Raw genomic sequence first — 23,336 nt, 5'->3', positions numbered from 1 at the left:
TGTGCCCGTGCACGTGGGGGGTGCGAGACCGCGGACGCCTGACCGCGGACGCCTGACCGCGGGACTCAGGTCACTGCGACACGCGGCTTAGCAGCGCGCTCTCGAGACGCGAGAGCAGCACGTAGAACGTGGCGGTCACCGCTGTCAGCGCGGACAGCGCGGTCCACAGGACGACGTAGTCCGAGCGTCCGATGCTGGTGGCCACGGTGTAGCCGATGCCGTCCCCGGTCACCAGGATCTCCGCGAGCACGGCACCCAGGATGGACCCGGGGATGGCGATCCTCGCGCTGGCGGCCAGGGCCGGGATCGCGTACGCGAGGCGGACGGTGAGCAGGGAGCGGACCGGGCTGACCGCGTAGACGTGCAGCAGCTCGGTCGCAGGCCGAGGAATCGACCTCAGTGCCGCGAGGACGATCACCAGGGTCGGGACGAAGGTCACCGCACCGGCGAGCACGGCCACCGTCGCGAGGCCCCGCCCAAAGACGAGTGCCACGATCGGGGTCATGGCCACGAGCGGCACGGCCCGCACCGTCATGACGACCGGGAGGAACATGCCCTCCAGCAGGCGCGAGCTGAGGAACAGCAGGGCGGCGACGATGGCGAGGACGGTCCCGGCCACGTAGCCGACCGAGGCGTCGAGCACCGTCTCCTTGAGGCCGGTCGCGATCAGCGCCCGGTTCGCGCTGACGTCGGGGCCGGTGAACAGGTAGCCCCACACGTCGACCGGGGTCTTGGCGATGAAGGTGTCCATGCCGGAGAGCTGGATGGTCAGGTGCCATACGGCCAGGACCGCAGCCACGGACCCCAACAGCCGCAGGGCGCCCAGCGCCACCTGCCGCGGACCGCGCTGCCTCGGCTTCGGCGGCAGCACACCGAATTCCGTCGAGGTCACGGTGTAGGCGAGCTTGCGGGCGATCGCACCGATCGCGAGGTAGGCGGCAGCAGAGATCGCGGTGGCCTCGATGGCCACGGCCCAGGCGCGGGCCACGTTGAGCGACTGCTGGGCCTGGACCAGCACGACACCGAGCCCCTGGTCCCCACCGAGGTACTCCCCGATCATCGCCCCGACCACGGCGGCGGGCGCCGCCAGGCTGAGGGCCGCAGCGATCTCCGGGACCGAGGCGCGGAGTCGGACCCGCGCCAGCGCGAACGCCCGCGACCCTCCTGACACGTGCACGAACTCCAGCGCCGTTCGAGGAGCCCCCTCGAGCCCCAGGAGAGCGCCGAGCAAGGTTGGGAAGAACACCGAGAGGCCGGCCATGGCCACCTTTGCGCCGTCGGGTGAGAAGAGCACGATCAGTAGGGGGGCGATGGCGATGGTGGGCGTGCAGTAGGTGGCCAACGCCACCTTGGTCAGGAAGCCCCTGAGCGGAGGAGCCACCAGGCAGAGTCCGGCGACAGCCAGTGCAGCGAGGTTGCCCCACAGGAAGCCGCGGCCGGCTTCGCTGAGCGTGGTGGCGACACCGGCCTGGTAGAAGCCGTCGTCGACCATCGTCCTGATGACGTTGGGAATGGTCGGGACGATGAACTTGTCGGCTGCCACTGTCCGGGCCACGACCTCCCAGGCCAGCAGCAGGACCGCCAGTCCCGCCACGGGGGTCAGCCATGTCAGCCCCAAGGTGGGGAGTCGAAGACTACGCACCCGGCTGAGCGGTCGGACGGCGATGGCTGGAATCGCGCTCATCCGATCATCCCCCGAGCCGTCGGCACCAGCTGGGCGGAGCGAGGCTGGGACGTCGCCAGCACGGTGCTCAGCTCGTCGGTCAGGCGGTGGAACTCGGGCGACAGCAGCATCTCGGGCGTCCTCGGACGGGGCAGGTTGATGTCGATCGTCTCGACGACGCGGCCCGGGCGTGGGGCCATCACTGCGACCGAGTCGGACAGGAAGACGGCCTCCGCAACCGAGTGGGTCACTAGGATCGTCGTGGTCCGCCGGGCCGTCCAGATGCGCAGCAGTTCGAGGTTCATGCGCTGGCGGGTCATCTCGTCGAGTGCTCCGAACGGCTCATCGAGGAGCAGCACGTCGGGCTCGTGGACGAGCGCCCGAGCGATGGCCACCCTTTGACGCATGCCTCCCGAGAGCTGGGCCGGCTTGGCGTCCTCGAAGCCGGCCAGGCCCACCAACTCGATGATCTCGCGGATCTCCGAGTTCTGCACCCGGCGCCCGGCAGCCTGCAACGGAAGCTTGATGTTGTTGGCCACCGAGCGCCAGGGCAGGAGCGCAGAGTCCTGGAAGGCGATCCCGAGGTGGTGGTTCTTCCGGGCCACCTCGGGGGCCTCGTTGTGGACCAGGACGGTGCCGGTGCTGGGCTCCTCCAGGTCGGCGAGGATGCGCAGCATCGTCGACTTGCCACAGCCGCTCGGTCCGAGCAGGGAGAGGAAGCCGCCGAGCGGGACGTCGAGGTCCACCGACGAGAGAGCCACCACCTCCTTGTTCTTGGTGCCGTAGGTCTTGGAGAGGCCCCGGACACTGACACCGTCACTGGTCCACGTGGTCATGACTCAGCTCGCCTCCTCGTCGGCGTAGACCTCTTCGAGGATCTCGTTGGTGAACATGGCGGTGTCGGCGTCGACCCCACCGACCTTGAGCGAGTTGACCGTGCCGGAGACTGCCTCGTCGCTCATCCAGAAGAGGCCGTTCTCCTTGGTGTTGTCGGTGAGGACGAGGTCGACCTCCGACTCCATGGCCATGATCTGCTGCTCCATGTCGAGCTTGAGCTCCTTGCCATAGACGTTGACCGCGAGGTCCGCGGCCTTCTCCGGGTCGGCGACCGCGTCGGACCAGCCCTTCGACTCGCCACGCATCAGCGAGACGATCTTCTTCCGCATCTCCGCGTTCTCGAGGTTGGACTTCTTGACGATGTAGACCTCCTCGAGCAGCGGGTAGTTGAAGTCATCGAAGAGGAGGTTGTAGGGCTCCACGCCCTTGATCCGTAGGAAGTTCGGCTCGTTGGTGTAGAAGCCCATGATTCCGTCCAGCTCGCCCGTCACTAGGGGGGTCGGGTCGGACTGGAGCGGGACGATAGTGAACGTGGACTTGTCGATGTCGTTGGCCGTCAGGAAGGCCTCGAAGACCGGCAGGTCGAGCGCCTGCACGCCGATCTTCTTGCCGGGCAGGTCCTCAGGCGTCTTGATCGGGTTCGCCGCCTGGGAGATGAGCACGAACGGGTTCCGCTGGAACCCGGCGCCGATGATCTGGAGGTCGGCTCCGTTGTTGATGGCCTGGACCGCCTGCGCCGTGTGGGCGATGCCCACGAGCGCCTTGCCCGACGTGACCACGGGCTCCACGGTCAGATTGGGGCCACCGGACATGAGCTCGACGTCGAGCCCCTCGTCCTTCCAGTAACCGTTCTGGTCAGCGAAGTAGCTGCCGGCGAACTGCACGTTCTTGATGAAGACGAACTGCAGGCCGACCTTTCCGCTCGCCTCGGCGGCCTCCCCGTCCGAGCCGCAGGCGCTCAGGACGAGGGAGAGCAGCGCCGCGACGGCGGCGACGACCTTCAGCGGAGTACGACGGGGCCGCCGCGCTCCGCTGTCGGTCGGGCCACTCGGGCCAGGTGTGACGGGGTCGAGGTCGTGGTTCACGATGAGTCCTTTCGGGATGCTGGACACCGCGACCGTTCAAGGGTCGCGGGAAGCCGATCAAGGTCGAGGAGACGGACAGGGGCCGCGAAACACGAACCGTTGGATCCCGCGGGGGTGCTGAGGGCCGAGTTGCTCAGACAATTCATCTACGCGTGTAGATGGCTTCACCGTAGGATTGGCCGAAAGCAAGGGTCAAGCGAAATGCGACCCGTGCTGCCAGTTATGACCTGAAGTTAATTCCGACGAAACACGAGACCCTCGCGGGACGCTCAAGAAGGAGATCACGTGGTCACGAGGGACGAGGTGGCACGAGAGGCCGGGACGTCGTCGGCGGTCGTCAGCTACGTCATCAACAACGGGCCACGCAACGTCTCGGAGGCCACCCGGGCGCGGGTGCTTGCCGCCATCGACAAGCTCGGCTACCGCCCCAACGCCGTCGCGCGCTCATTGCGGTCCTCGTCCAGCAGCATCATCGGCGTGATCGCGACCGACGTCTCCAACGCCTACTGCGGAGAGCTGGCGCTCCAGCTCGAGAACTCCGCGCTCGCCCACGGCCACACCCTGCTGCTGGGCAACTCGGTGCACGACGACGACCGCCAGGCCAAGCACGTCGAGACCTTCCTCGCCCAACAGGCCAGGGGCATCGTCTTCATCGGCTCCACGTTCGGCGACGAGCAGTTTCGCGCAGCGACCAGCCGGATCCTGCGGAGCGCCCGGGTCCCGTTGGTGTTCCTTGACCGGACCAGGACGGAGTTCGGTGGGGTGACGATCCTCGTAGACAACCGAGGTGGGGCTCGAGAGGCGACCGAGCATCTCCTCAACCACGGCCACCGTCTCGTCGCGAACTTCAGCGGCGTCCCCGGGCACTCCGCCATCCAGGAACGGTCAGCCGGCTGGTCGGACGCCCTGTCCGCCGCGGGCATCGAGGTGACGGCCCAGCGTCAGGTCGAGACCCCCCTGGACCGGTACGAGGCGTTCAAGGCAGCGCGTACCCTCCTGAGCGGCCACGACAGGCCCCGGGCCATCTTCTCCCACAGCGACGAGCAGTCCATCGGCATCGTGCACGCGGCCACCGACCTCGGCCTGCGGATCCCGCAGGACCTCGCACTCGTCTCGTTCGACGGCATCAAGGAGTCGGAGATCCTTCCGCCCGGCCTCACCACCGCGCGCCAGCCGGTGGCCCAGATGGCTGAGCTCGCCGTGAAGATGATCCTCGGAGAGGGCCAGGAGGGCCTGGACGAGCAGCACCAGGAGGTCCTGCCGGTCGACCTCGTCGTCCGGCACAGCTGCGGCGATCACTAGCCCTTCCGTCACTGCCGCCGGCGCCTGCTCCTAGGCTCCCTCCGCATGACGCCCATCCGGTACTTCGTGACCCTGCCCGAGAAGCGCCTCCTGGAGGAGCTCGGAGAACCCCCCGCAGGCATCGAGATCGGGGTGTGGGACCTACGTACCGTTCCCGTGGGCGTCTCCCTCGATGACGTCCAGGTCGTCGTCCTCCCCTACCTCGACGCGGGTTCGCGACTGGGCAGCCTGGCGAGCCTCCCCGCGCTGGAACTGGTCCAGACCCAGACCACGGGGTACGACGGCGTCGTCGAGGCTGTCGCTCCCCACGTCGCCGTCGCGACCGCGAGCGGCGTCCACGCAGCGGCGACGGCCGAGCTCGCGCTCGGACTCACGCTCGCCTCGTTGCGCGGGATCGACGAGGCCGCGCGCGACCAGCGGGAGGAACTGTGGCAACCGCAGCGTCGCCCGTCCCTGGCGGACCGCAAGGTTCTCCTGGTGGGCGTCGGCGGGATCGGCGAGGAGATCGCACGCCGCCTCGACCCCTTCGAGGTGCAGCTGTCCCGCGTCGGGAGGACCCCGCGCGACGACGCGCGCGGGCACGTCCACGGGACCTCCGAGCTGGCGAGCCTCGCCGCCGAGGCGGAGGTCCTCATCGTCATCACGCCCTTGACCGAGGAGACGACGCACCTCATCGACGCCGACGTGCTGGCGAGCCTTCCGGACGGAGCCCTGGTGGTGAACGTCGCCCGAGGACCCGTGGTCGACTCTGATGCCCTGACGGCCGAGGTGGTGAGCGGTCGCCTCCACTGCGCGATCGACGTGTTCGACCCTGAGCCCATCCCGTCCGGACATCCCCTGTGGCAGGCACCCAACGCGCTCATCACCCCGCACGTCGGCGGCAACACCTCGGCGTTCGAGCCGCGGATCCGGTCGTTGCTCAGGCGCCAGCTCGTAGCACTCTCCACCGGACAGCGACCGCGCAACCTCGTGCAGGCCGGCGCTTTTCTTGACCGCTGACCCTCCTGCGCCCGGTGATTGTTACGCCCCGGGAAACTCTGCGTCACGAGCGGGAGCACCGGCCTGACTTTCCTTGACCCTTCCGTTGCGGGCGAACTACGGTCCCTATCTACACGAGTAGATATAGGGGAACTCCGGTGACCATTCCAGAAACCGCCACCAGGTTCGGCCCCTTGGGTCCGGTCCTGGTCACCACCCAGCAGTCGCACGGGTGGATCGAGAAAGCCACGTCCCTCGCCGCCCCGCTCGTCGAGCTGGCCGGCCCCGTCGGGGACCCGGCGGCCGTGGCTCCGCTGTGCACCCACGACCCGGGCGACTGGGCATACGGCAACTTCATGCTTGCCTGGCTGGACCCGAGCGAGGAGGTGAGGCGCGTCCGGCACCTGCCGGACGCCTCATTCTTCCTCCGGCTGCTCGGCAAGGCCTACGCCCCCGTGCTCGAACGTCGCCCGGAGCTGGCCGAGCTCCTGCTCGACGAGAGCCGTCCCGAGATGTCGCTCACCAACGATGCGCTGCAGATCCAGCTGCGCAGCGCCGAGCCGGGGCCTGCCTACAGCATGATCCGCAACCACGCGCTGATGCTGTTCATCGCTGCGCTCTGGCTGGACGAGCCCCAGCGCACGGGTTGGCTCGACCTCTACGACGAGCTGGTCTCCTACGTGGACGAACGCCCCGGGGGACGTCCCGATCTCACGGCCCTCGCCGAGTGCGAGGCTGGTGCCTTCGCCGACTTCACCGCGCTGGCTTCACAGACCCTCGACCCCACGACGGCCGACTCCCTGCTCGACGACGACGCGGCCCTCGCCCGGATTCTCGACTACCAACTGTACGCCGCAGCCGCCATCGGGCTGCTCTGGCGGGAGTTCCGCTCCGTGCCCGAGAACGAGCGAGAGCAGTGGTACCGCCGGCAACTCTCCGAGCTCTACGTACACCTTGACTACCTCAACGACACCTGGACGGATCTCTCATGAACCACACCACTGACACCGCCCCCGGTCTCGAGGGTTCCACTGGCCACCTGCAACTCCTCGTGACCAACGCGAAGATCGCGACCGACGACTCGCTGCTCTACAACATCGGGGTCCGCGACGGGGTGATCGTCTCCATGACCGACAGCACGGAGCCCCACGCACCCGCCGACACCGTGCTGGACGCCGAAGGGCGATGGGTCATTCCCGGGGCGATCGACACGCACGCCCACATCAACCAGCGCGCGTTCGAGTACGACCACATCCCCGGACTGGGTCCGGACGACAACTTCGCCGCCGAGAGCCGCAGTGCTCTCGCCGGCGGCTGCACCACGGCCCTGAACTACGCACAGTTCGGCTCCCCCTCCTTGCTCACTGCGTACCGCGACGGGTTGGCCGCGGCGCGCGAGCAGTCCCGGATGAACGTCTTGTTCCACGGCTACCTGATGGACATGAAGCACGTGGAGGAGATCCCGACGGCAGTCGATGAGGGGGTCATCACGTTCAAGATGTTCATGCCCTATCGGGGCGAGGAGGCTCGAAACCTAGGCGGCATCGGGAGCCTCAACCACGCCCAGATGCGCGATGCATTCGCCGCCATCAAGCGCAGCGGCGCCCAGGCGCTCGTGCACGCGGAGGACGGGGACATCGTGGATGCCTGCATGCATCACGAGAGTGCCCGGGGCCTGGACTCGCTGGCCGGTTGGGAGCGGTCACGCCCCACGATCGCAGAGGGCGACGCCGCGTGGACCGCGATGTACCTCGCCGAGGAGGCCGACTGCGACGTGACAATCGTCCACGTCTCGAGCCTGGAGGCCATGCGCGCCCGCGACGCGGTCAACTACGACGGCGCGACCCTTGAGTCGTGCGTCCACTACATGGTGCTCAACACGGAGTCCGACATCGGGCCGGAGGGCAAGGTCGCTCCCCCACTCCGCGACCCTGACCTGGCCGAGCAGATCACCCAGGCCGTGCTGGACGGGCGCATCGACTTCTTCGGCTCGGACCACAACGTGTGGCCGGCCGCCACCAAGCAGGACTGGGAGACGTCGAAGCCCGGGCTCCCGGGCATCGGGCTCATGCTGCCGCTCCTCCTCACCCACCTGGTCCACGAGCGCGGGATGAGCATGGAACGTCTCATCGAACTGACGTCCCGGAACGCCGCCCTGCGCTTCGGCCTAGGCACCAAAGGACTGGTGGCGCTCGGCATGGACGCGGATCTCGTGGTGCTCGCGGAGGGCGAGCGGGAAATCAGGGTCGGCGACCTCCACACGGCCGTCGACTACTCCCCCTACGCCGGGATGACCCTCCGCGGATGGGCCCACGCCACCGTCTGTGGGGGCGCGGTCGTGTTCGCGGACGGCGAGTTCCACAACGACGACTTCCGCGGGGAGATGCTGAACGATCGCTTCCGACACGACACGACCGATGAGTGAGGGTGCCGCCTGGGCGGCCAACTGCTCGATGCTGTTTCGTGAGCGACCCCTGCTCGAGCGGCCGGAGGCAGCCTTCGCAGCCGGCTTCGACGCCATCGAGTTCTGGTGGCCCTTCTCGGTCCCCGTGCCTTCGCGGCCCGAGGTCGACGCATTCGTCGGCGCGGTCGAGCGGTCAGGGGTACGGCTCGTCGCCCTGAACCTGTGGGCCGGCGACCTCGCCGGAGCGGACTGCGGCGTCGCCTCCCTCCCCGACCGCTCGGAGGAGCTGGTCTCGAGCCTCGACGTCGCCACCCGGATCGGCGACGCACTGGGCGTGACCGCGTTCAACGCCCTGTACGGAAACCGGGATCCCGCCTGGACTTCGCAAGACCAGGACCGCACGGCCATGCTGGCCCTCGGTGCCGCCGCCGAGGCCGCCGCCGGCATCGGAGCATCGATCCTGGTCGAGCCAATCAGCGGCCCGAAGCCGTACCCACTTCGGACCAGCGACCACGCGGCGTCGGTCGTCGACCAACTGCGAACCTCCGCCTCGATCAACGTGGGGCTCCTGTGCGACGTCTACCACCTGGCAGCCAACGGAGACGATCCCGTTGCCGCCATCGAGCGACACGGGCAGCTCATCACCCATGTGCAGGTGGCAGACCACCCGGGTCGACACGAGCCGGGCACGGGGTCGATCGATCTCAACGGGTGTCTCAGCGCGCTGGACCGAGTCGGGTTCGACGGCTGGATCGGCCTCGAGTACCTGCCAAGCACCACCACCGAGGACGGCCTCGGCCACGTGGCCGAGCTCGGTGTCCCTCTCGTCCCACGTTCCACCAGGAGAACATCATGACCACCATCGCGTTCGTCGGCCTCGGCATCATGGGAGCTCCCATGGCGGCCAACCTGGTCACCGCCCGGTTCGACGTGATCGGCCTCAACCGGAGCCAACCTGCCGTCGACCGCCACATCTCGGCGGGGGGCCGCACGGCACCGTCCCTCGCGGAAGCGGTCGCGGGGGCCGACGTCGTCGCCACGATGCTGCCCGACACGCCCGACGTCATGTCGGTGCTCACAGGCCCCGACGGCGTCTTCGCACATGCCCGACCGGGCACGATGGTGCTGGACTTCTCCACGATCCGCCCCGACGCGGCTGCCCAGCTCGCAGAGCTCGGCGCCGCCAAGTCTCTCCGCTTCCTGGACGCTCCGGTGTCCGGCGGTGAGCAGGGCGCCATCGACGGCACGCTCTCGATCATGGTGGGCGGCTCCAGCGTCGACTTCGAGTTGGCCCAGTCCGTGCTCGACGCAATTGGCACCACCGTCGTCCACGTGGGATCCGCCGGCTCGGGGCAGACCGTCAAGGCTGCCAACCAGCTCATCGTGGGCGGCACACTCGCACTGGTCGCCGAGGCGCTGACCTTCCTCGAAGCACACCACGTGAACACCGCGGCCGCCGTACAGGTCCTGCGGGGTGGCCTGGCGGGGAGCGCCGTGCTCGACCGCAAGTCCGGTCAGATGCTCCAGCGCTCCTTCGACCCCGGGTTCCGCGTCGAGCTCCACCACAAGGACATGGGGATCGTCCTGGATGCGGCGCGCTCATCCGGCTGCGCCACACCTCTCGGCACGCTGACCGGACAGTTGCTGGCGGCCCTCGTAGCGCGCGGTGACGGCGCCCTCGATCACACGGCACTGTTCACCCTCATCGGTGAGCTCTCCGGCGCCAGACGCCAGGTCTGAGGACGGGATGCCACCCCATGGCCGGCTCCACCTGCCCACCCGGCCCACTCAGCCGCAGCGGACGGCCCCCAGGGCGCTGGTGGTCCCGGACTCCTTCAAGGGCACCTTCAGCGCGGCCGAGGTCAGTGAGCTCCTCGTTCGTGGGTTGGCCCAGGCAGGCGTCGAGACCATCAGCGCCCCCCTGGGCGATGGCGGGGAGGGCACAGCAGCAGCTGTCCAGCAGCGCTCGGGGGAAGCTTCGAGAGATTCGCGGTGACCGGCCTCATGCCCAACACGCGTGTGCTCGGCAGCGTCCTGTTCCTGCCCGACCGAGGCCGGGCCATCATCGACACCGCCTCCGCCTCGGGGCTCCCCCTGGCGCCTGATCCACGTGACCCCTGGGCAGCCACGAGCCGGGGCACGGGCGAACTCGTCGTGGAGGCGGTCCGGCAAGGCGTCCGTGAGGTCTGGCTCGGCGTGGGAGGCAGCGGGTGCACCGACGGCGGCAGAGGCGCTGTCGAGGCCATCCTGGACGGCGGAGGTCTGGGCAACGCCACACTCAAGGTCCTGTGCGACGTCCGCACCGTCTACGAGGACGCCCCCCGCACGTTCGGCCCCCAGAAAGGTGCTGATCCTGCCGTGGTGGCGGCACTCGAACGACGCCTCGACGACTACGCGAGCTCACTTCCCCGCGACCCCCGTGGGATCCCCGGATCAGGAGCCGCTGGCGGTCTCGCAGGCGGCCTCTGGGAACAGTTCGGCGCGACGCTCTCCAGCGGCATCGAGGAGATCATCAAGCTGCTCGCCCTCCGGGACAAACTCAGCGAAGTAGACCTCGTCGTCACAGGTGAAGGTCAGCTGGATCAGCAGACTGCCCAGGGAAAGGTCATCGCCGGCGTCCTCGCAATGTGTGCCGGGGCCGTTCCAGTGCATGCGGTCGTCGGGAGAACTCGCCTCACCCGGACCGAGGCCCATGAGCTCGGACTGGACTCTATCCAGGTCGCGAGCACAGCCGCGCAAATCACTTGTGCAGGCAGCAGGATCGCTGCCCTACCCCGGGAAGCGACCTCGCCGCCTCACGGGCTGGGCTAGGTGTGATGTCCAGGCACGTTGGTCGAGATCGTGTGCCGACACGGTCTGACCTGTAGATGGACGAAGGCATCCCGGGTCTGCCGCACAGATTGGTGTCAGCAGACCCGAGCCGCGTGCGGATCCGACGACACCGCCGAGAAGACCGACACCACGCCCAGCGCCGAGCCGTCCGAGACGGCCGTTGAAGAACCGGACGAGGTCGCGGCCACGGTCAACCAGTACGCCTCGATCGTGGCCAAGAACGAGGCAGACCTCCGAGAACAACTGACGACCATGGGTGAGTGCGACTGGTCGAGCGCGGGGTCTCTGGATCCCGAGCCCAACGGCATCGTGTGTGCCATGGGACTACTCACCCTCTCCTACGGGGCGCAGGCCATGAGCGTCTCGCTCGAAGGGGCGCAGAAGCCAGATGCACCCGGTTACGTCGGTGCTGTGCCCAGCGAGATCGAGTTGCTCGTCGCGGACACGATCGAGTCCTCGACCACACTGGCCGAGGCCGCGAAGGCGGCGAATGACGATAGGTGCGCGCTGACCGGTGACGGTAAGTGCATGGACCTCCGGAACCAGACCTGGCTCGCCATGGATGACGTTGAGGGCCAGTTGGATGCATGGGGGCCGTACACCGGCTGAACGGACCGTCCGCCGCCCCTGGTCGTGCAGCACGGTGGAACTTCAGTACGCGCCGAGCCCGTACCCGGCTACGAGTCCCCCGCGCGATAATCCCCCGCTCGAAGCGCTCCTGTAGAGGTCGCCCGCCAACACACGATAGGGAGTGTGCAGGGGCGCGACGATGCGCCGCTCTCCGGGGCCGTCCCACCGGCTACGCGCGTCGGCCCTCACCTGTCACCAGGGACCCGGTGGTCCGGGACATCCTGCTTGCCTCGGGGTGAGGGGATGACCGACGGGCGCAACCGGGTTGTTCTGCGACCCCGGCGGCCGCGTGGGCCTAACGTTGCCGTCATGGGTGTTCCGTCGTCGCTCGAGAAGTGGCTCTCTGCCGTCGTCCTGGTCCTCGTGAGCGGGCTGCTGATGCCGGCGTCTCACGCACAGTCGACGAAGTCGGACAGTCCGACGTTCGTCTCGCTGACCCGCGACACGATCTGGCCCGACCCGCGAGACCGGGGGGACACGACGACAGTCTCGTTCCAGGTCGACACCCCCGGCACCTACAGCGTGAGCGTGCAGGACCAGGGAGCCGAGATGGCCAGCCATGAGTTCGGCCGGCTCCTCCCGCGCGCGGAGCCCTACACGTGGACGTGGAACGGGCGCACCGACGACGGTCGGCTCGCCCGCGCGGGCAAGCACATCCTGTTCGTGTACGGACGGGGTGACGACGGGTACGGATTGTCCGAGTTCTTCCGGCCGATCGACGTGCGCTACAGCACCGAGGAAGTCTCCGTCCTCGACCCGCGCGAGAGGCAGAGCCGACACGTCGACGTCAAGAAGGTCACCCTCCGGAATGCACCGGAAGCGATCACGGCGCGACTCGACTTCAGGCGCCTCGAGCCCAGCCCCTTTTGGGGAGCCTCCATCAGCTTGGAGGTGGACAAAGCTGCCAAGGGTTACATCGTCTCGACGATGCAGATGCGTTCGGGGCGGTACCGGAGCGCCCTCATCCTTGGCTACCTGCGAAGCGATCAGGGACGGCCGCAACGGGTCCGATGCCCGGGACTGCGGACCCGAGCGACGAAGGCGACCATCGAGCTCAGCGCGCCGAGAAACTGCTTGAAGAAGGGCGGGAGGAAGGCGCGGGCCTTCTTCACCACCCACGACGAGCACTTCCACTACGACCAAGGGCCGCTGAACCGGAACCAGAACACGCCGTGGACGACGTACGACCCCATCACCGAGTGACGAGCATGGGTAGCGGCCCTCGGCTGGGCGGGTGGGTCCTTGGCGAACAACTGGGCGCCGGCGGCATGGGCACGGTGTTCCGGGCCCGCAGGGACGGGCGGGTTGCAGCAGTCAAGGTCGTCCACCCGGGTCTGGCCGCGGATGAGGAGTTCCGTCTCCGATTCCGCCGTGAGGTGGACATCGCCTCACGGGTCACCGGCCGCCATGTCGCCGCGGTCATCGACGCCGGACCTGATGACCCCACCCCGTGGATGGCTACCGAACTGGTCGACGGGATCACGCTGAGTCGGCATGTGAGCGTCCACGGACCGTTGACCGGGGACGAGCTCACTGTCTTAGTCGAGGGAACGGCGCACGGCTTGGCGCAGCTGCACGCGGCCGGCGTCATCCACCGGGACGTGAAACCGTCCAACGTGATGCTGGGACCCGAGGGCCCGGTACTGCTGGACTTTGGGGTCGCCGCCGCCGCTGACCTAACGTCGATGACCGCGACCGGGCACAGGCTGGGATCGGCTGGGTGGATGTCGCCGGAACAGGTGGAGGGCCGGCCCGTCACCGGCCGGACGGACGTATTCTCGTGGGCGCTGACCGTCTCTTATGCAGCCGCTGGCCGGAACCCGTACGGCACGGGACCCGGGGAGGCGCTGCTGTACCGGGTTGTGCATGCCCACCCGGACCTGGACGGTCTACCCCCGCGGTGGCAGCCGCTGCTGGCGTGGTGCCTGGCCGGCCGTCCGCAGGACCGGCCGTCGTCGTCGCAGCTGCTGGACCTGATCCGCCACCCAGACCTGGTGCCGGTCGAGGCGCCCACCGAAGCGTCCGACACCAGGTCCCTGATGACAAGGATCGAGACCCCGGCGGCGACGCCGACGCAATCGGCCGGTAGCCGGTGGTGGCGAGGATTGGCCGCAGCGTTGGCCGCAGCTTCGGTCGTCGCCGCCGTAGCCGGGACTGGATGGTGGTGGTCCCAGCCGGCACCGCAGACTCCAACCACCGCGTCGGCCGTGCCGGCCGCAGACGCCGACGCTGCGGAGCGAATTGATCCGGACTCAGGTTCGGGGCGTCCCGCGCGCGGGCACGCCGTCTCCCCGTCCGCGCCCGTCGCTGGGGAACCGCAGGATTCCACTGCTCCGGACTTCGAAGAAGAGGAACTCGATCAGCCGCCTGCCCTGCTGGACATGTTCAACGCCGGTTCCCGCCGCCACATGAGCCGGGTCGGGAAGTTCTTCACCACCCACGTCCACCGGCAAGTGGTCGTGGACATGGACTGGTGGGCTGGGCAGAACGGGTATCTCTCCGGGAGTGAGGACGGCATGTTGGTGGCCCAACGGGGGTGCTTCCCCATCTGCCCGGGCACGTTCGTCCAGAGCGTCCAGCTGGAGCTGGACGATCCGCATCACCCGGATGTGACCTACGTCGGTGTGAGAAACAACTGGCGGGTGGGCGGCACGTTCTTCGTGCGCTCGGCGGTCGACGAGGGCGGCGGAAGGTACGCGATCAAGTTGCGGGTCGCGGACGTCCCCGACCCCGAACCACCGACGCCCTCGAGCACCGGCCGGTGCGACGTCCTGGACTCGGTCTACCTGCCGTACCCCGGGCGACCGTTGTCGAGTACGGGTGGGAAAGAATTCGACCCGCATGTGGTGGTCGTCCAGGACCTGCTGAACTTCCAGGGCACCGTCGTCGACGGTATCGGCTGCGTCGACGAGGACGGCTACTTCGGTCCGGCGACCAAGGATGCGGTCCGTGCGTTCCAACGGCACGGCGGCGCGAAGGTAGACGGCGTCGTGGGCCAGGACACCTGGGCAGCCTTGATGCTCACCTTTGAGTGACCTCCGGCGGCGCTCCGCGACAGCTGAGCGCCGAAAGCTGTGTAGTGCGGTCGCCGGGGTCTGCTGTACGAACTGGTGCCAGTTCGAGGCAGACGCCGGAGTGGCGGCCGTCTGTTTACCGCGCGCCAACATCGGGAGGGTGCACTCCCCCGCTCTAACCGCCCCTGTAGAGGTCGCCGGCAAACACCCAATGGGGGATGTGCAGATCGCCACCCCGTCGCGGGCCGGCTGTCACGGTCCTGACTGGGTCATATTGTCACCTGCACGTGCAGCAGGCCCTTGTGAGGCCTCAGCTCGTTTCCACCGCCACGCGTCGTCAGAGGTGCGTCATTTCCCCGCCCGCCACCGCCTCCCAGACCCGTCCAGGCTCAGACCCCGGATCTCCGGAAGGGATAGCGGATCACGGTTCCTGCCCTGGGTACGCACTCCAGTCCTGAAAACAGAACCGCCCTCGGTCAAAGGACCAAGGGCGGTTCCGGGTGCTGGCTGATCAGCGGCCGCGCTGCGGCCGCGAGCTGGCTGCGATCTGCCCGGCCGTCACGGTGACGAGGATGAAGAAGTCAGCCAATGACCGAATGTGGATCACGCTCAACGACGGTCGTCGGCGTCGTAGAAGTCGCGGCTGCCGGACTTGGCCAGGCCCCGGCTGACCATGTAGCCAATCGTCAGCAGGCTGACGTAGAACCACGCCTCCTGGGCACCGAAGTCGCTGGCCTCGTCGGCCACTGCGGAAGCGATCAGGACGCCGACGACCACAACCAGGAAGGCGATGAACTCCGTGGTCTTGTACCCGGCCTTGGCCTCGGTGCTGAGGCGGCGACGGTCGACGGAGGTGTGGGTGTGATCGGTGGTGTTCTGGTTGGAAGACATGTGCGGACTCCTTGGGTGGAAAGAAAACAACTTGGCCCGCTGTTGCGAACGCATGGACGAGTACCCCTCGGCAGGGGGCCCCATGCCGAGGTGTGACCGAGGTCGCGAACGGACAGCGGGAGGTAGGGGACGCCCTGAGGAACGTTGACCCGTGGAGCCTCGACATCCCAAGTAGCCTCGCGGCCTCGCTCGCGACCTGGGGCGACGAATACGCGGCGACGCTGAGCCGGGAGGACCCTGCCTTCTCAGGCTTCGCGAACGAGGCAATGGCCCGGGCCTGGGTCCTCACGGGTGCCCTACTGGCCACTCGCCTTCGGGATGCAGGCATCTCAGTGGAGTACTTCCATGACGGCAAGTCCTCGCGAGATCTCGTCGCTCGGGCTGAGTAGGCCGAACGCGCGCATCTCCCGCGATAGGCGTGGACTGGTCGTACGTCGCGTGAGGCGGGCTGATCGACAACCCCGCAGATCTGCTGAGCCCGCTAGATTTCCCGGCATGCCCACGACCTCCATGCGACCCGCCCGTGACGTCGCCGCCCTCGCGACCCTCTTCGCCACCTCCGGCACCATCCACCTGGTCAAGCCGGAGGTCTTCCTCCCGATCGTCCCCGAGTCCCTGCCGGCACGGCGCCAGCTCGTCACCTGGTCCGGGGTCGCGGAACTGGTCTGCGCCGCCGGGCTGCTGCACCCGCGCACGCGTCGGGCCGCGGGATGGGCCAGCGCCGCCCTCCTTCTCGGCGTCTTCCCGGCCAACGTCAAGATGGCCAAGGACGCGCAGCGCTCCCGCAAGCCCGCGCTCAAGGTCGGGACGGTCGCGCGGCTGCCCCTCCAGGTGCCGATGATCCGGACCGCGCTGCGGGCCGCCCGCGGCTGACGCCTACCCCTGGACCAGCTCCAGCCGGGAGGCAAGCACCTCGGCGTGGCCGGCCGCAGGCAGCAGGATGGGCGCGAGCCGATCGTCGCTCGGTGGGCCGTGACCAGCATCCGGTCGCCGCGGCCCACGCCCACGAGGTAGCGACGCTGCTTGAGGTCGGGCCAGTCCTCGACCGCCACCCCCTCGAAGGACGGCACGGACCCCTCCCGCAACTCCGGGTGGCCGGGTCCACGACCAAGTCCTCGAAGTCCCAGCCTGCTTCCGCCACTGCGCCCCCCGCAGCCGCGCGGTGGCGGCGGCCTCGACCGTGAGAGCGTCCGGCGCGGACGGACGCAGGGTATTTACCGAAGTCCCGGGGCTTCCGGTGGCGGTCCCGCTCGCTGGGGCGGCGACGGCGCTCTTCGTGTGGCACCTGCAACGGAGCGGCCTGCTCTCGTTGCCACGCGTCGCGGTGACTCTAGCGCTGTGTGTGTACGTGGCCGAGGTCCTCGCCAACACGCTGTTCCCGATCTACCTGGACAAGCCCCCCAGGAACGCGCCGTGGCACGCGTACGTCGACGTCACGCCGCTGGTGGGAGGTCTCGGACACAGTGATGAACATCTGCGTCTTTGCCCCGCTCGGGTGCTCCTGGCCTTGGCCCTGCCCAGGTGGACGTGGTGGCGGCTGCTGACGGCCGCTCCGGTGTTCAGCTTGGGCATCGAGATGAGCTCGTACGTCACAGCGCACCTTCTGGGCGGGGGCCACATCGCGGACATCAACGATCTGCACCGATGGGTCGCACGGCCGGCACCGACCTCGACAGGGGCCGGCGCCGGCCGTGCTACTCCGCGACGACCAGGTAGCGCAGGTCGAGGGCGAAGCTCGCGACGTCGAAGGCGTCGTCCCCGGCGTCCCCGTCTGTCCAGAACTCCCACCACGCGCCGGGGGGCAACCGCTTGGAGCGGCTGTCCCACTCCTGGCCGTCGCCGTAGACCGGGTCCTCGTCCCACGGGGTCTGCCCGGTGCTGCTCGAGGAGACCACGACGCCGTCCTCGCGGGACGCCTCGGTGCTGAGGTGTCCCTCGTCGGTCTCGCCGGGGTTGGTCGGTGCCCCGACGAAGGAGACCCGGATGCCGTCGAGCCCGCGCACCGCCTCAGGGACGCGGACGAAGTAGGTGGACTCCGCCCGGCCCCAGACGTCGGGGTTCGGGTCGGCCCGGTGGGTGAGGCCGCCAGGGAACTGGACGCTGGGCGTCACCTCACCCTGCGGGAGGTAGGCCCAGCACTCCGGCCACGAACTCCCGACGCACGGCGGGGTCATCGCCTCCTCCGCGGCCATCGTCCTCGTCTCCTCCCGCCACACGAGGCGGTCGCCGGAGACGTAGAGCGGGATCGGCTCACTGGCGCCCCGGTTGCCGACCCTGTCCATGCCCGAGACCGTGCCGGTGTAGCGCCCGGGAGGCAGGGGCCGACCGCGGCCGTCACGCCCCTCCCAGACCACCTCGCCGCCCCACCTCCTGGAGATGCGGACCGTCCGCCGCAGCACGAGCCGTCCGTCGGCGTTGCGGAAGGAGACGACAGCGCGTCGGACGCCGTCCTCCGCGTGGGCCGTCAAGGGCACGACGTCACGGACTTCTTCCGAGCGCGGGTAGACCTTGGGCACCACACTCTTCTTGGCGCCGTACCGATCCTCGACGTAGAGGCCGCCCCCGAACTCCAGGTCCGCCTCTGCGAAGGCGTAGTCGCTACCTTGCGGCGTGATGACGTGGATCCGGTAATAGGAGTGCGGCACGAGCCGGCCCTGCGGCGTCCGACCGTCCCACGTCCAGGTGTGGCGGCCGGCCCGCTGCCGCCCGAGCTCGACGGTGAACGGCGCGACCTTCGCGTCCGTGTCCGGCTCGACGCGGATCCGCACCGGCGCGGCGACACGGAGCTGGTAGCCGACCGCGAGGCGGTCGTGGACGCCGTCCCCGTTCGGCGAGAACATCGGGTACGGCGTCAGGATCTTCGGCGCGTCCTCGCGCGGTGCCGCCCCGTGGGAGGTCGCCGAGGCGACCTGGCCCCCGAGCAGCGTCGTCAGCAGCGCCGCGCACGACGCCATCACCAGTCCCGTCTTTCCCCGTGTCCGCATGGCCGAAGGCTAGGGGATGCGCGGGGCGAGGCGCCGAGGTTCTATCGCGACGTCCTCGGGATGGAGGAGATCGCCGCGGCCGCCACGGACGCCGCGGTGGCGGCCGACGCGGAGCTGTTCGCCGCACCGCGCCAGACGCCGTGGCCCTCCCTCAATTCGGATCGCTCCCCCCGGGGGAGCTCGAGGTCACCCTCTTCCAGGGCTGGGGATGCCGATACCTGGGGGACCCCCTCGAGGAGGAGAGCGCCGAGGAGTACGACGAGCACCTCGGGCAGCGTTTCGGGGTCCGCGTGTCCTCCGGGCTCCACCGTTCCCGGGGCAGCCCAGAGCCTCCACTGAACCCGGCACGCGACAGTCATCAATTGAAGGGCAGCCCCTCAAGCCTGAGCCGTCCCAAGGACGGAACAGGCAAGTTCACGTCCGGACCTAAGCGCTGCGAGCTCTGTGGTGAACTCGTATGGGGCAACCAAGACCCACGGGTCGGCAGGGGCCCTCAGGCTTGGAGACACGGCAGCAATTGCTTCACTCCTCCCCCTGCTGGTGAGCCCGGGACACTTGGTTCGCGCTCCTCGAGTCGCGAATGATCCGAACGCTCGAAGCTCAGGACAACGGACAGATTGACGAGATGCTTGAAGCGGCCGGTTGGGACGACCGGGCGCGGGTCACCCGCACTTGTGCGGCCAAACGAAGTGAGTCTCTCGCGGCGCAGTCCGTGCTTGCATGGTTTCAGGACGACCTCGAAGACGGCACGTAGGCGGCACACGACCTACTTGCGACACTTCCCCGCCTAAGGCTGTCAAGCCGTGAAATCGCATCGTGCTCCCGAGTACTGCAGGACATCAGCCCAAAGCCGAGGGCGGGGCAGGACCGATCCTGTACCGAGCCCCATCGGTAACGCGCGGTGCAACCTTCCAGACGATCCGGACCTGAGCACCGCGGCCCCTCACCGGTCTTGCTGGCCGAGCGACCGGGATTACTCACGTCGAGGGTGAGTCCGTCGATCTCGAGCGTCGGCATGGCGGTCGGTGCGCAACTGAGCGCTATTGTTCAAACCGGAGGGCCGCCCCGGTAGGCGCCGGCTGTGGTCTCCATATTCAGCACACGTGGCGTTGACCGCTTGACCGCCCCTTCGAGATGGAGCTTCTGCCTTGACCGCACACGGTGGACGTGAGCGCCGCACCCGCGCCGACTCCGAACGCAATCGCTCGCAGATCGTGGCACAGGCGGAGCGGCACTTCACCGAGGTTGGCGTGGGTGCCTCCCTCGAGGCCGTCGCGCGCGACGCCGGAGTCGGCTCGGCGACGCTGTATCGACACTTCCCGACCCGGGAAGCGCTGCTCGCTGAGGTGCTACAGCGCCGCGTCGAGAAGTTCGAGGCTGCCAGGACGCGCATCGAACAGCTCGATGACCCGGACGCCGCGCTCGAGGCGTGGTTGGCTGCGCTTGAGGAGTTCTTCAGCGCGTTCGACGGCCTGCCCGGACCGCTGCGCAGTGCGTTGGCCCAAGAGCACAACCCCCTGGCTATGACGTGCGTGGGGTTCATCGACGGCACCGACCACTTCCTCGAGGCAGCGCAACGACGCGGCACCGCCCGGCAGGACGTCCGGGGCCGAGACCTGTTCCTGGCCGCGCTGGCAACGAGCTGGGTGCGCGGATCGTCCCTGGCGGACGAGGGGTCCGCGGAACGACTCCGTCTCTTGATGCGCAACGGATACCGCAGCTGACACTCGGTGCCTCAATTTTGCTGACCTCGGCTGCCTGAGCTCTCAACCTGAGTCGACGGGTCCCGGACGCGTCCGAGGCCTCGTCTTTGAGGAACGGGGGGTCCCCCTGTTTAATAGAACCGGGGGGAGCCCCCGTTTTCGCATTCTCCGAGAGGCAGCGTCGTGTCTACCGTTCAACCACGTTCTACCGCCCAGGACGATCTGGTGAGCAACACCCACCAGGACCTGGGAGGAGTGAGCGGCATGAGGTCCGGGCATCAGTCCCGACGCGATCGGCTGGCGCCGGGCGACGGGCTGATGATCGGCCTGCTGATGGGCTCGACCTTCGTGGTCCTGCTCAACGAGATGTTGCTCGGGGTGGCGCTGCCGACGCTCATCGAGGACCTGCGGATCACGGCGGCCACGGGGCAGTGGTTGACCACCGGCTACCTGCTCACCTTGGCCGTGCTCATCCCCGCCACTGGGTTCGTGATGCGCAGGTTCCAAATGCGCACGACCTTTCTGACCTCGATGAGCCTGTTCACCATGGGCACTGCTCTCGCGGCCCTGGCTCCGGGTTTCGGTGTGCTGTTCGCTGGTCGTCTCGTGCAGGCTGCCGGGACCGCGGTGTTCCTTCCCCTGCTGATGACTACCGTCATGCGGCTGGTGCCGGAGGGCCGTCGCGGCCAGGTGATGGCGTTCGTCGTCGTGGTGACAGCCGCAGCGCCGGCCTTGGGGCCGGCGGTCTCCGGACTGGTGCTGTCCCAGCTGAGCTGGCGTTGGCTGTTCATCCTGATGTTGCCCATCGCACTGATCTCACTGGCGCTCGGTGCCGCCAAGCTGCGCAACATCACCACCCCCGAGCCGGTCCGCCTCGACCCGCTGTCCCTGCTGTTGTCCGCTGTCGGTTTCGGTGCGTTGGTCTACGGCTTCGCCAGCATCGGTGAGTCGCTGTCCGGCCACACTCCAGTACCGCCGTACCTTCCTCTGATTCTCGGCGTGGCGGGCATCGGCGCGTTCGTGAGGCGGCAGGTGTCGTTGCAGCAACGCGAGACGCTCCTGCTGGACGTGCGCATCTTCGCCGTCCGCTCCTTCTCCGTCCCACTCCTGGTCATGCTGATGCTGACGATGACCGCATTCGGCTCAGGGATCGTCCTCCCGCTCGTGCTCACCAACGTGAATGGGCTGAGCTCGCTCCAGGTCGGGCTCTTCCTCGTCCCTGGCGGAGTGGCGATCTCGGTCGTCTCGGCCATCGGAGGCCGAATCTACGACCGCGTCGGCCCCCGCCCCCTGGTCGTCCCCGGGGCCCTGATCGTGGCAGCCACCCTCTTTTTCCTCAGCCAGGTCAGCGCGACGACCTCGGTGTGGACGCTGCTGAGCGCCTACATCGCGATGATCATCGGCCAGGCCCTCATGTGGAGCCCCCTGACGACCGCGGCGCTCTCCGCCTTACCGAGCACCCTCTATCCGCACGGCAGCGCCGCGTTCAGCGCCATTCAGCAGCTCGGCGGCGCTGCGGGGACCGCCATCCTTGTCTCCGCGTACACCTTCGGAGCCAACGCCGACACCTCCGGGGCGCTCGACATGGCCCAGGCCGTCGGCGCCGCACAGGCGGCCTTTGCGGCCGCGGCCATCATCGCCTGCGCCTCGGTCGTGGTGAGCCTGTTCGTCCGTCGCGCTCCGGCCCCCAACTCCACCGAACAGGTCGCCCCCGTCGAGGTCGGCACGCCCTAGCGGGATCGGACGCGCACTGCCCACGAACCGTCGTCCACACCAACCAGCAAGGAGCACAACATGACGAAGCTAGGCATGATCGGCAGCGGCGCGATCGGGGCCGCGGTCGCGCGCCTCGCGGTCGAAGCAGGACACGACGTCCTGCTGTCGAACTCGCGCGGCCCCGAATCCCTGACCACGCTGGTCCGGGAGCTCGGGCCCCACGCCCAGGCAGCGACGGCCGCCCAGGCGGCGGAGGCCGGCGACATCGTCGTCCTGGCCGTTCCGCTGGCGGCGTACAACGGCCTTCCCACACGATTCCTTGCCGGCAAGACGGTGCTCTCGACCGGCAATTACTACCCCTCGAGAGACGGCCGGATCTCCGACCTCGACTCCGGCGCCCTGAACACGGCCGAGTACGAGCAGAGGCTCCTGCCCGGAGCCACACTCGCCAAGGCGTTCAACAACATCGTGGCCCACCACATCCCGTCGCTGGCGCTACCGGCCGGTGCGACTGACCGCTCCGGTCTCGCTGTCGCTGCAGACGACGCCGAGACCAAGGCCGCGGTCTCCGCACTGGTGGACACCCTCGGGTTCGACCCGGTGGACGCCGGCACCCTGGCTGAGTCGTGGCGATTCGAGCCCGAGTCCGGCGCGTACACGACCATCTACGCCGCCGACCTCGACGTGTTCGCTGCCAACTGGTTGGCCGACGCGGGCGCCCCGCTGCCCGCGCCACGCCTCCGCGACTTCCTGACGGCGTCGCACCGCCCCGACGTAGCAGGCCGCGAATTCTGAGCACGTTCACCGCACGGGAGATGAAGGACGGTCTTGCCGGCTACCCCACCGGCGTCGTGCTCGTCGCGGCCACCCACGCCGGCAAGGCCGTCGGCCTGCTCGCCAATTCCTTCACCTCGGTCTCACTCGACCCGCCACTGGTGTCGCTGGCCTTCGCACGAACCTCGACCACCTGGCCCCTACTGCAGCGCGTCGAGCGCTGGGGCATCAGCGTGCTGAGCCAGCACCAAGCCGACTGTCTTCCGCTGCTGACGAGGGCTGCCGACGTCCGCTTCGACGGCATCCCGACGATCGAGCGACACGGTGGCCTCGTCCTCCCCGACGCGTCACTGACCCTCACGGTCACCCGGTACTCCGAGATCGACGCCGGCGACCACGTGCTGACCCTGCTCCGCGTTCTCGACCTGCACCGAGACATGGATGCGCCATCACTGGTCCTCTACGACCGCACCCCCCGGCGCGTCACGAACTGACCCCTCCCGACTCCTCCGACAAGGACCAC

The 23,336-nt window shown here is 68.5% G+C and carries 18 protein-coding genes and 2 pseudogenes; 15 read left to right on the top strand and 5 right to left on the bottom strand.

Features of this window, described 5'->3' with window-relative positions; genetic code table 11:
• Positions 1-70: 70 nt before the first annotated feature.
• Genes C5H89_RS07185 through C5H89_RS07175 form a run of 3 tightly spaced genes read right to left on the bottom strand, consistent with a single transcriptional unit; the run spans position 71 to position 3,585 of the window.
• Positions 71-1,684 (bottom strand): ABC transporter permease subunit, encoded by a 1,614-nt coding sequence (locus C5H89_RS07185; RefSeq protein WP_104106357.1) that lies wholly within the window; start codon positions 1,682-1,684, stop codon positions 71-73.
• Entirely contained in the window at positions 1,681-2,499 is an 819-nt protein-coding gene (locus C5H89_RS07180; RefSeq protein WP_104106356.1) for an ABC transporter ATP-binding protein, read from the bottom strand. Before C5H89_RS07180 ends, C5H89_RS07185 begins: the two co-directional genes overlap by 4 nt.
• Positions 2,500-2,502: 3 nt before the next feature.
• Positions 2,503-3,585, bottom strand: a complete 1,083-nt coding sequence (locus C5H89_RS07175; RefSeq protein WP_162799276.1) for an ABC transporter substrate-binding protein — start codon at positions 3,583-3,585, stop codon at positions 2,503-2,505.
• A 285-nt stretch (positions 3,586-3,870) separates the two neighbouring features.
• Between C5H89_RS07175 and C5H89_RS07170 the strand changes: the two genes are divergently transcribed.
• The 10 genes and pseudogenes from C5H89_RS07170 to C5H89_RS07125 all read left to right on the top strand — a co-directional run bounded on the left by C5H89_RS07170 (position 3,871) and on the right by C5H89_RS07125 (position 14,766).
• Positions 3,871-4,887: a LacI family DNA-binding transcriptional regulator gene (locus C5H89_RS07170; protein ID WP_104106354.1), complete on the top strand. Its 1,017-nt coding sequence runs from the start codon at positions 3,871-3,873 to the stop codon at positions 4,885-4,887.
• Positions 4,888-4,932: 45 nt separating this feature from the next.
• A complete protein-coding gene (locus tag C5H89_RS07165; RefSeq protein ID WP_104106353.1) occupies positions 4,933-5,886 on the top strand; it encodes a 2-hydroxyacid dehydrogenase in 954 nt (317 codons plus the stop codon).
• 137 nt (positions 5,887-6,023) lie between these two features.
• Positions 6,024-6,857 carry a hypothetical protein gene (locus tag C5H89_RS07160; protein ID WP_162799275.1) on the top strand — a complete coding sequence of 278 codons (834 nt, stop codon included), beginning with the start codon at positions 6,024-6,026 and terminating at the stop codon, positions 6,855-6,857.
• Positions 6,854-8,290: an amidohydrolase family protein gene (locus C5H89_RS07155; protein WP_104106351.1), complete on the top strand. Its 1,437-nt coding sequence runs from the start codon at positions 6,854-6,856 to the stop codon at positions 8,288-8,290. Before C5H89_RS07160 ends, C5H89_RS07155 begins: the two co-directional genes overlap by 4 nt.
• Complete coding sequence (locus C5H89_RS07150) at positions 8,283-9,125, top strand: TIM barrel protein (protein WP_104106350.1); 843 nt, start codon at positions 8,283-8,285, stop codon at positions 9,123-9,125. The genes C5H89_RS07155 and C5H89_RS07150 overlap by 8 nt, the downstream gene beginning before the upstream one ends.
• A complete protein-coding gene (locus C5H89_RS07145) occupies positions 9,122-10,009 on the top strand; it encodes an NAD(P)-dependent oxidoreductase (RefSeq protein WP_104106349.1) in 888 nt (295 codons plus the stop codon). Before C5H89_RS07150 ends, C5H89_RS07145 begins: the two co-directional genes overlap by 4 nt.
• Positions 10,010-10,228: 219 nt before the next feature.
• Positions 10,229-11,080: pseudogene (locus C5H89_RS07135) on the top strand (glycerate kinase); the annotation flags it as partial.
• A gap of 18 nt (positions 11,081-11,098) precedes the next feature.
• Complete coding sequence (locus C5H89_RS07130) at positions 11,099-11,710, top strand: hypothetical protein (protein WP_104106346.1); 612 nt, start codon at positions 11,099-11,101, stop codon at positions 11,708-11,710.
• A 330-nt stretch (positions 11,711-12,040) separates the two neighbouring features.
• Positions 12,041-12,934, top strand: a complete 894-nt coding sequence (locus C5H89_RS18900; RefSeq protein ID WP_162799274.1) for a hypothetical protein — start codon at positions 12,041-12,043, stop codon at positions 12,932-12,934.
• Positions 12,935-12,939: 5 nt separating this feature from the next.
• Positions 12,940-14,766 carry a serine/threonine-protein kinase gene (locus C5H89_RS07125; protein WP_275887114.1) on the top strand — a complete coding sequence of 609 codons (1,827 nt, stop codon included), beginning with the start codon at positions 12,940-12,942 and terminating at the stop codon, positions 14,764-14,766.
• A 588-nt stretch (positions 14,767-15,354) separates the two neighbouring features.
• Here C5H89_RS07125 and C5H89_RS07120 read toward each other — a convergent pair.
• Positions 15,355-15,636: a hypothetical protein gene (locus C5H89_RS07120; RefSeq protein ID WP_104106344.1), complete on the bottom strand. Its 282-nt coding sequence runs from the start codon at positions 15,634-15,636 to the stop codon at positions 15,355-15,357.
• 495 nt (positions 15,637-16,131) lie between these two features.
• On the opposite strand from C5H89_RS07120, the gene C5H89_RS07110 reads away from it, so the two are divergent.
• Positions 16,132-16,509, top strand: a complete 378-nt coding sequence (locus tag C5H89_RS07110) for a DoxX family protein (RefSeq protein WP_114149413.1) — start codon at positions 16,132-16,134, stop codon at positions 16,507-16,509.
• An 821-nt stretch (positions 16,510-17,330) separates the two neighbouring features.
• Here C5H89_RS07110 and C5H89_RS07105 read toward each other — a convergent pair.
• The gene (locus C5H89_RS07105; RefSeq protein ID WP_162799272.1) at positions 17,331-18,620 is read right to left on the bottom strand and encodes a hypothetical protein; all 1,290 of its coding nucleotides are present in this window, start codon (positions 18,618-18,620) and stop codon (positions 17,331-17,333) included.
• Positions 18,621-19,834: 1,214 nt separating this feature from the next.
• Here C5H89_RS07105 and C5H89_RS07095 point away from each other — a divergent pair.
• The 4 genes and pseudogenes from C5H89_RS07095 (at position 19,835) to C5H89_RS07080 (ending at position 23,307) form a co-directional block, all read left to right on the top strand.
• Positions 19,835-20,344 carry a TetR/AcrR family transcriptional regulator gene (locus C5H89_RS07095; RefSeq protein ID WP_205304909.1) on the top strand — a complete coding sequence of 170 codons (510 nt, stop codon included), beginning with the start codon at positions 19,835-19,837 and terminating at the stop codon, positions 20,342-20,344.
• Between the two features lie 204 nt (positions 20,345-20,548).
• Entirely contained in the window at positions 20,549-22,057 is a 1,509-nt protein-coding gene (locus tag C5H89_RS07090) for a DHA2 family efflux MFS transporter permease subunit (protein ID WP_205304908.1), read from the top strand.
• Between the two features lie 45 nt (positions 22,058-22,102).
• Positions 22,103-22,834, top strand: a pseudogene (locus C5H89_RS07085) (NAD(P)-binding domain-containing protein); the annotation flags it as partial.
• A gap of 20 nt (positions 22,835-22,854) precedes the next feature.
• Positions 22,855-23,307 (top strand): flavin reductase family protein, encoded by a 453-nt coding sequence (locus tag C5H89_RS07080; RefSeq protein WP_104106337.1) that lies wholly within the window; start codon positions 22,855-22,857, stop codon positions 23,305-23,307.
• The last annotated feature ends 29 nt before the right edge of the window (positions 23,308-23,336 follow it).

This window comes from Nocardioides sp. 616 (assembly GCF_002930065.1).
GTDB lineage: Bacteria > Actinomycetota > Actinomycetes > Propionibacteriales > Nocardioidaceae > Nocardioides > Nocardioides houyundeii.
Note: the sequence above shows the minus strand (reverse complement) of the source record. Positions and strands in the feature narration are given on the sequence as shown.

Coding starts and splice junctions, on each gene's coding strand:
- C5H89_RS07120 (WP_104106344.1), bottom strand. CDS start 15,636: ATGTCTTCCAACCAGAACACCACCGATCACACCCACACCTCCGTCGAC.
- C5H89_RS07125 (WP_275887114.1), top strand. CDS start 12,940: ATGGGTAGCGGCCCTCGGCTGGGCGGGTGGGTCCTTGGCGAACAACTG.
- C5H89_RS07185 (WP_104106357.1), bottom strand. CDS start 1,684: ATGAGCGCGATTCCAGCCATCGCCGTCCGACCGCTCAGCCGGGTGCGT.
- C5H89_RS07150 (WP_104106350.1), top strand. CDS start 8,283: ATGAGTGAGGGTGCCGCCTGGGCGGCCAACTGCTCGATGCTGTTTCGT.
- C5H89_RS07155 (WP_104106351.1), top strand. CDS start 6,854: ATGAACCACACCACTGACACCGCCCCCGGTCTCGAGGGTTCCACTGGC.
- C5H89_RS18900 (WP_162799274.1), top strand. CDS start 12,041: ATGGGTGTTCCGTCGTCGCTCGAGAAGTGGCTCTCTGCCGTCGTCCTG.
- C5H89_RS07145 (WP_104106349.1), top strand. CDS start 9,122: ATGACCACCATCGCGTTCGTCGGCCTCGGCATCATGGGAGCTCCCATG.
- C5H89_RS07105 (WP_162799272.1), bottom strand. CDS start 18,620: ATGCGGACACGGGGAAAGACGGGACTGGTGATGGCGTCGTGCGCGGCG.
- C5H89_RS07110 (WP_114149413.1), top strand. CDS start 16,132: ATGCCCACGACCTCCATGCGACCCGCCCGTGACGTCGCCGCCCTCGCG.
- C5H89_RS07080 (WP_104106337.1), top strand. CDS start 22,855: ATGAAGGACGGTCTTGCCGGCTACCCCACCGGCGTCGTGCTCGTCGCG.
- C5H89_RS07180 (WP_104106356.1), bottom strand. CDS start 2,499: ATGACCACGTGGACCAGTGACGGTGTCAGTGTCCGGGGCCTCTCCAAG.
- C5H89_RS07165 (WP_104106353.1), top strand. CDS start 4,933: ATGACGCCCATCCGGTACTTCGTGACCCTGCCCGAGAAGCGCCTCCTG.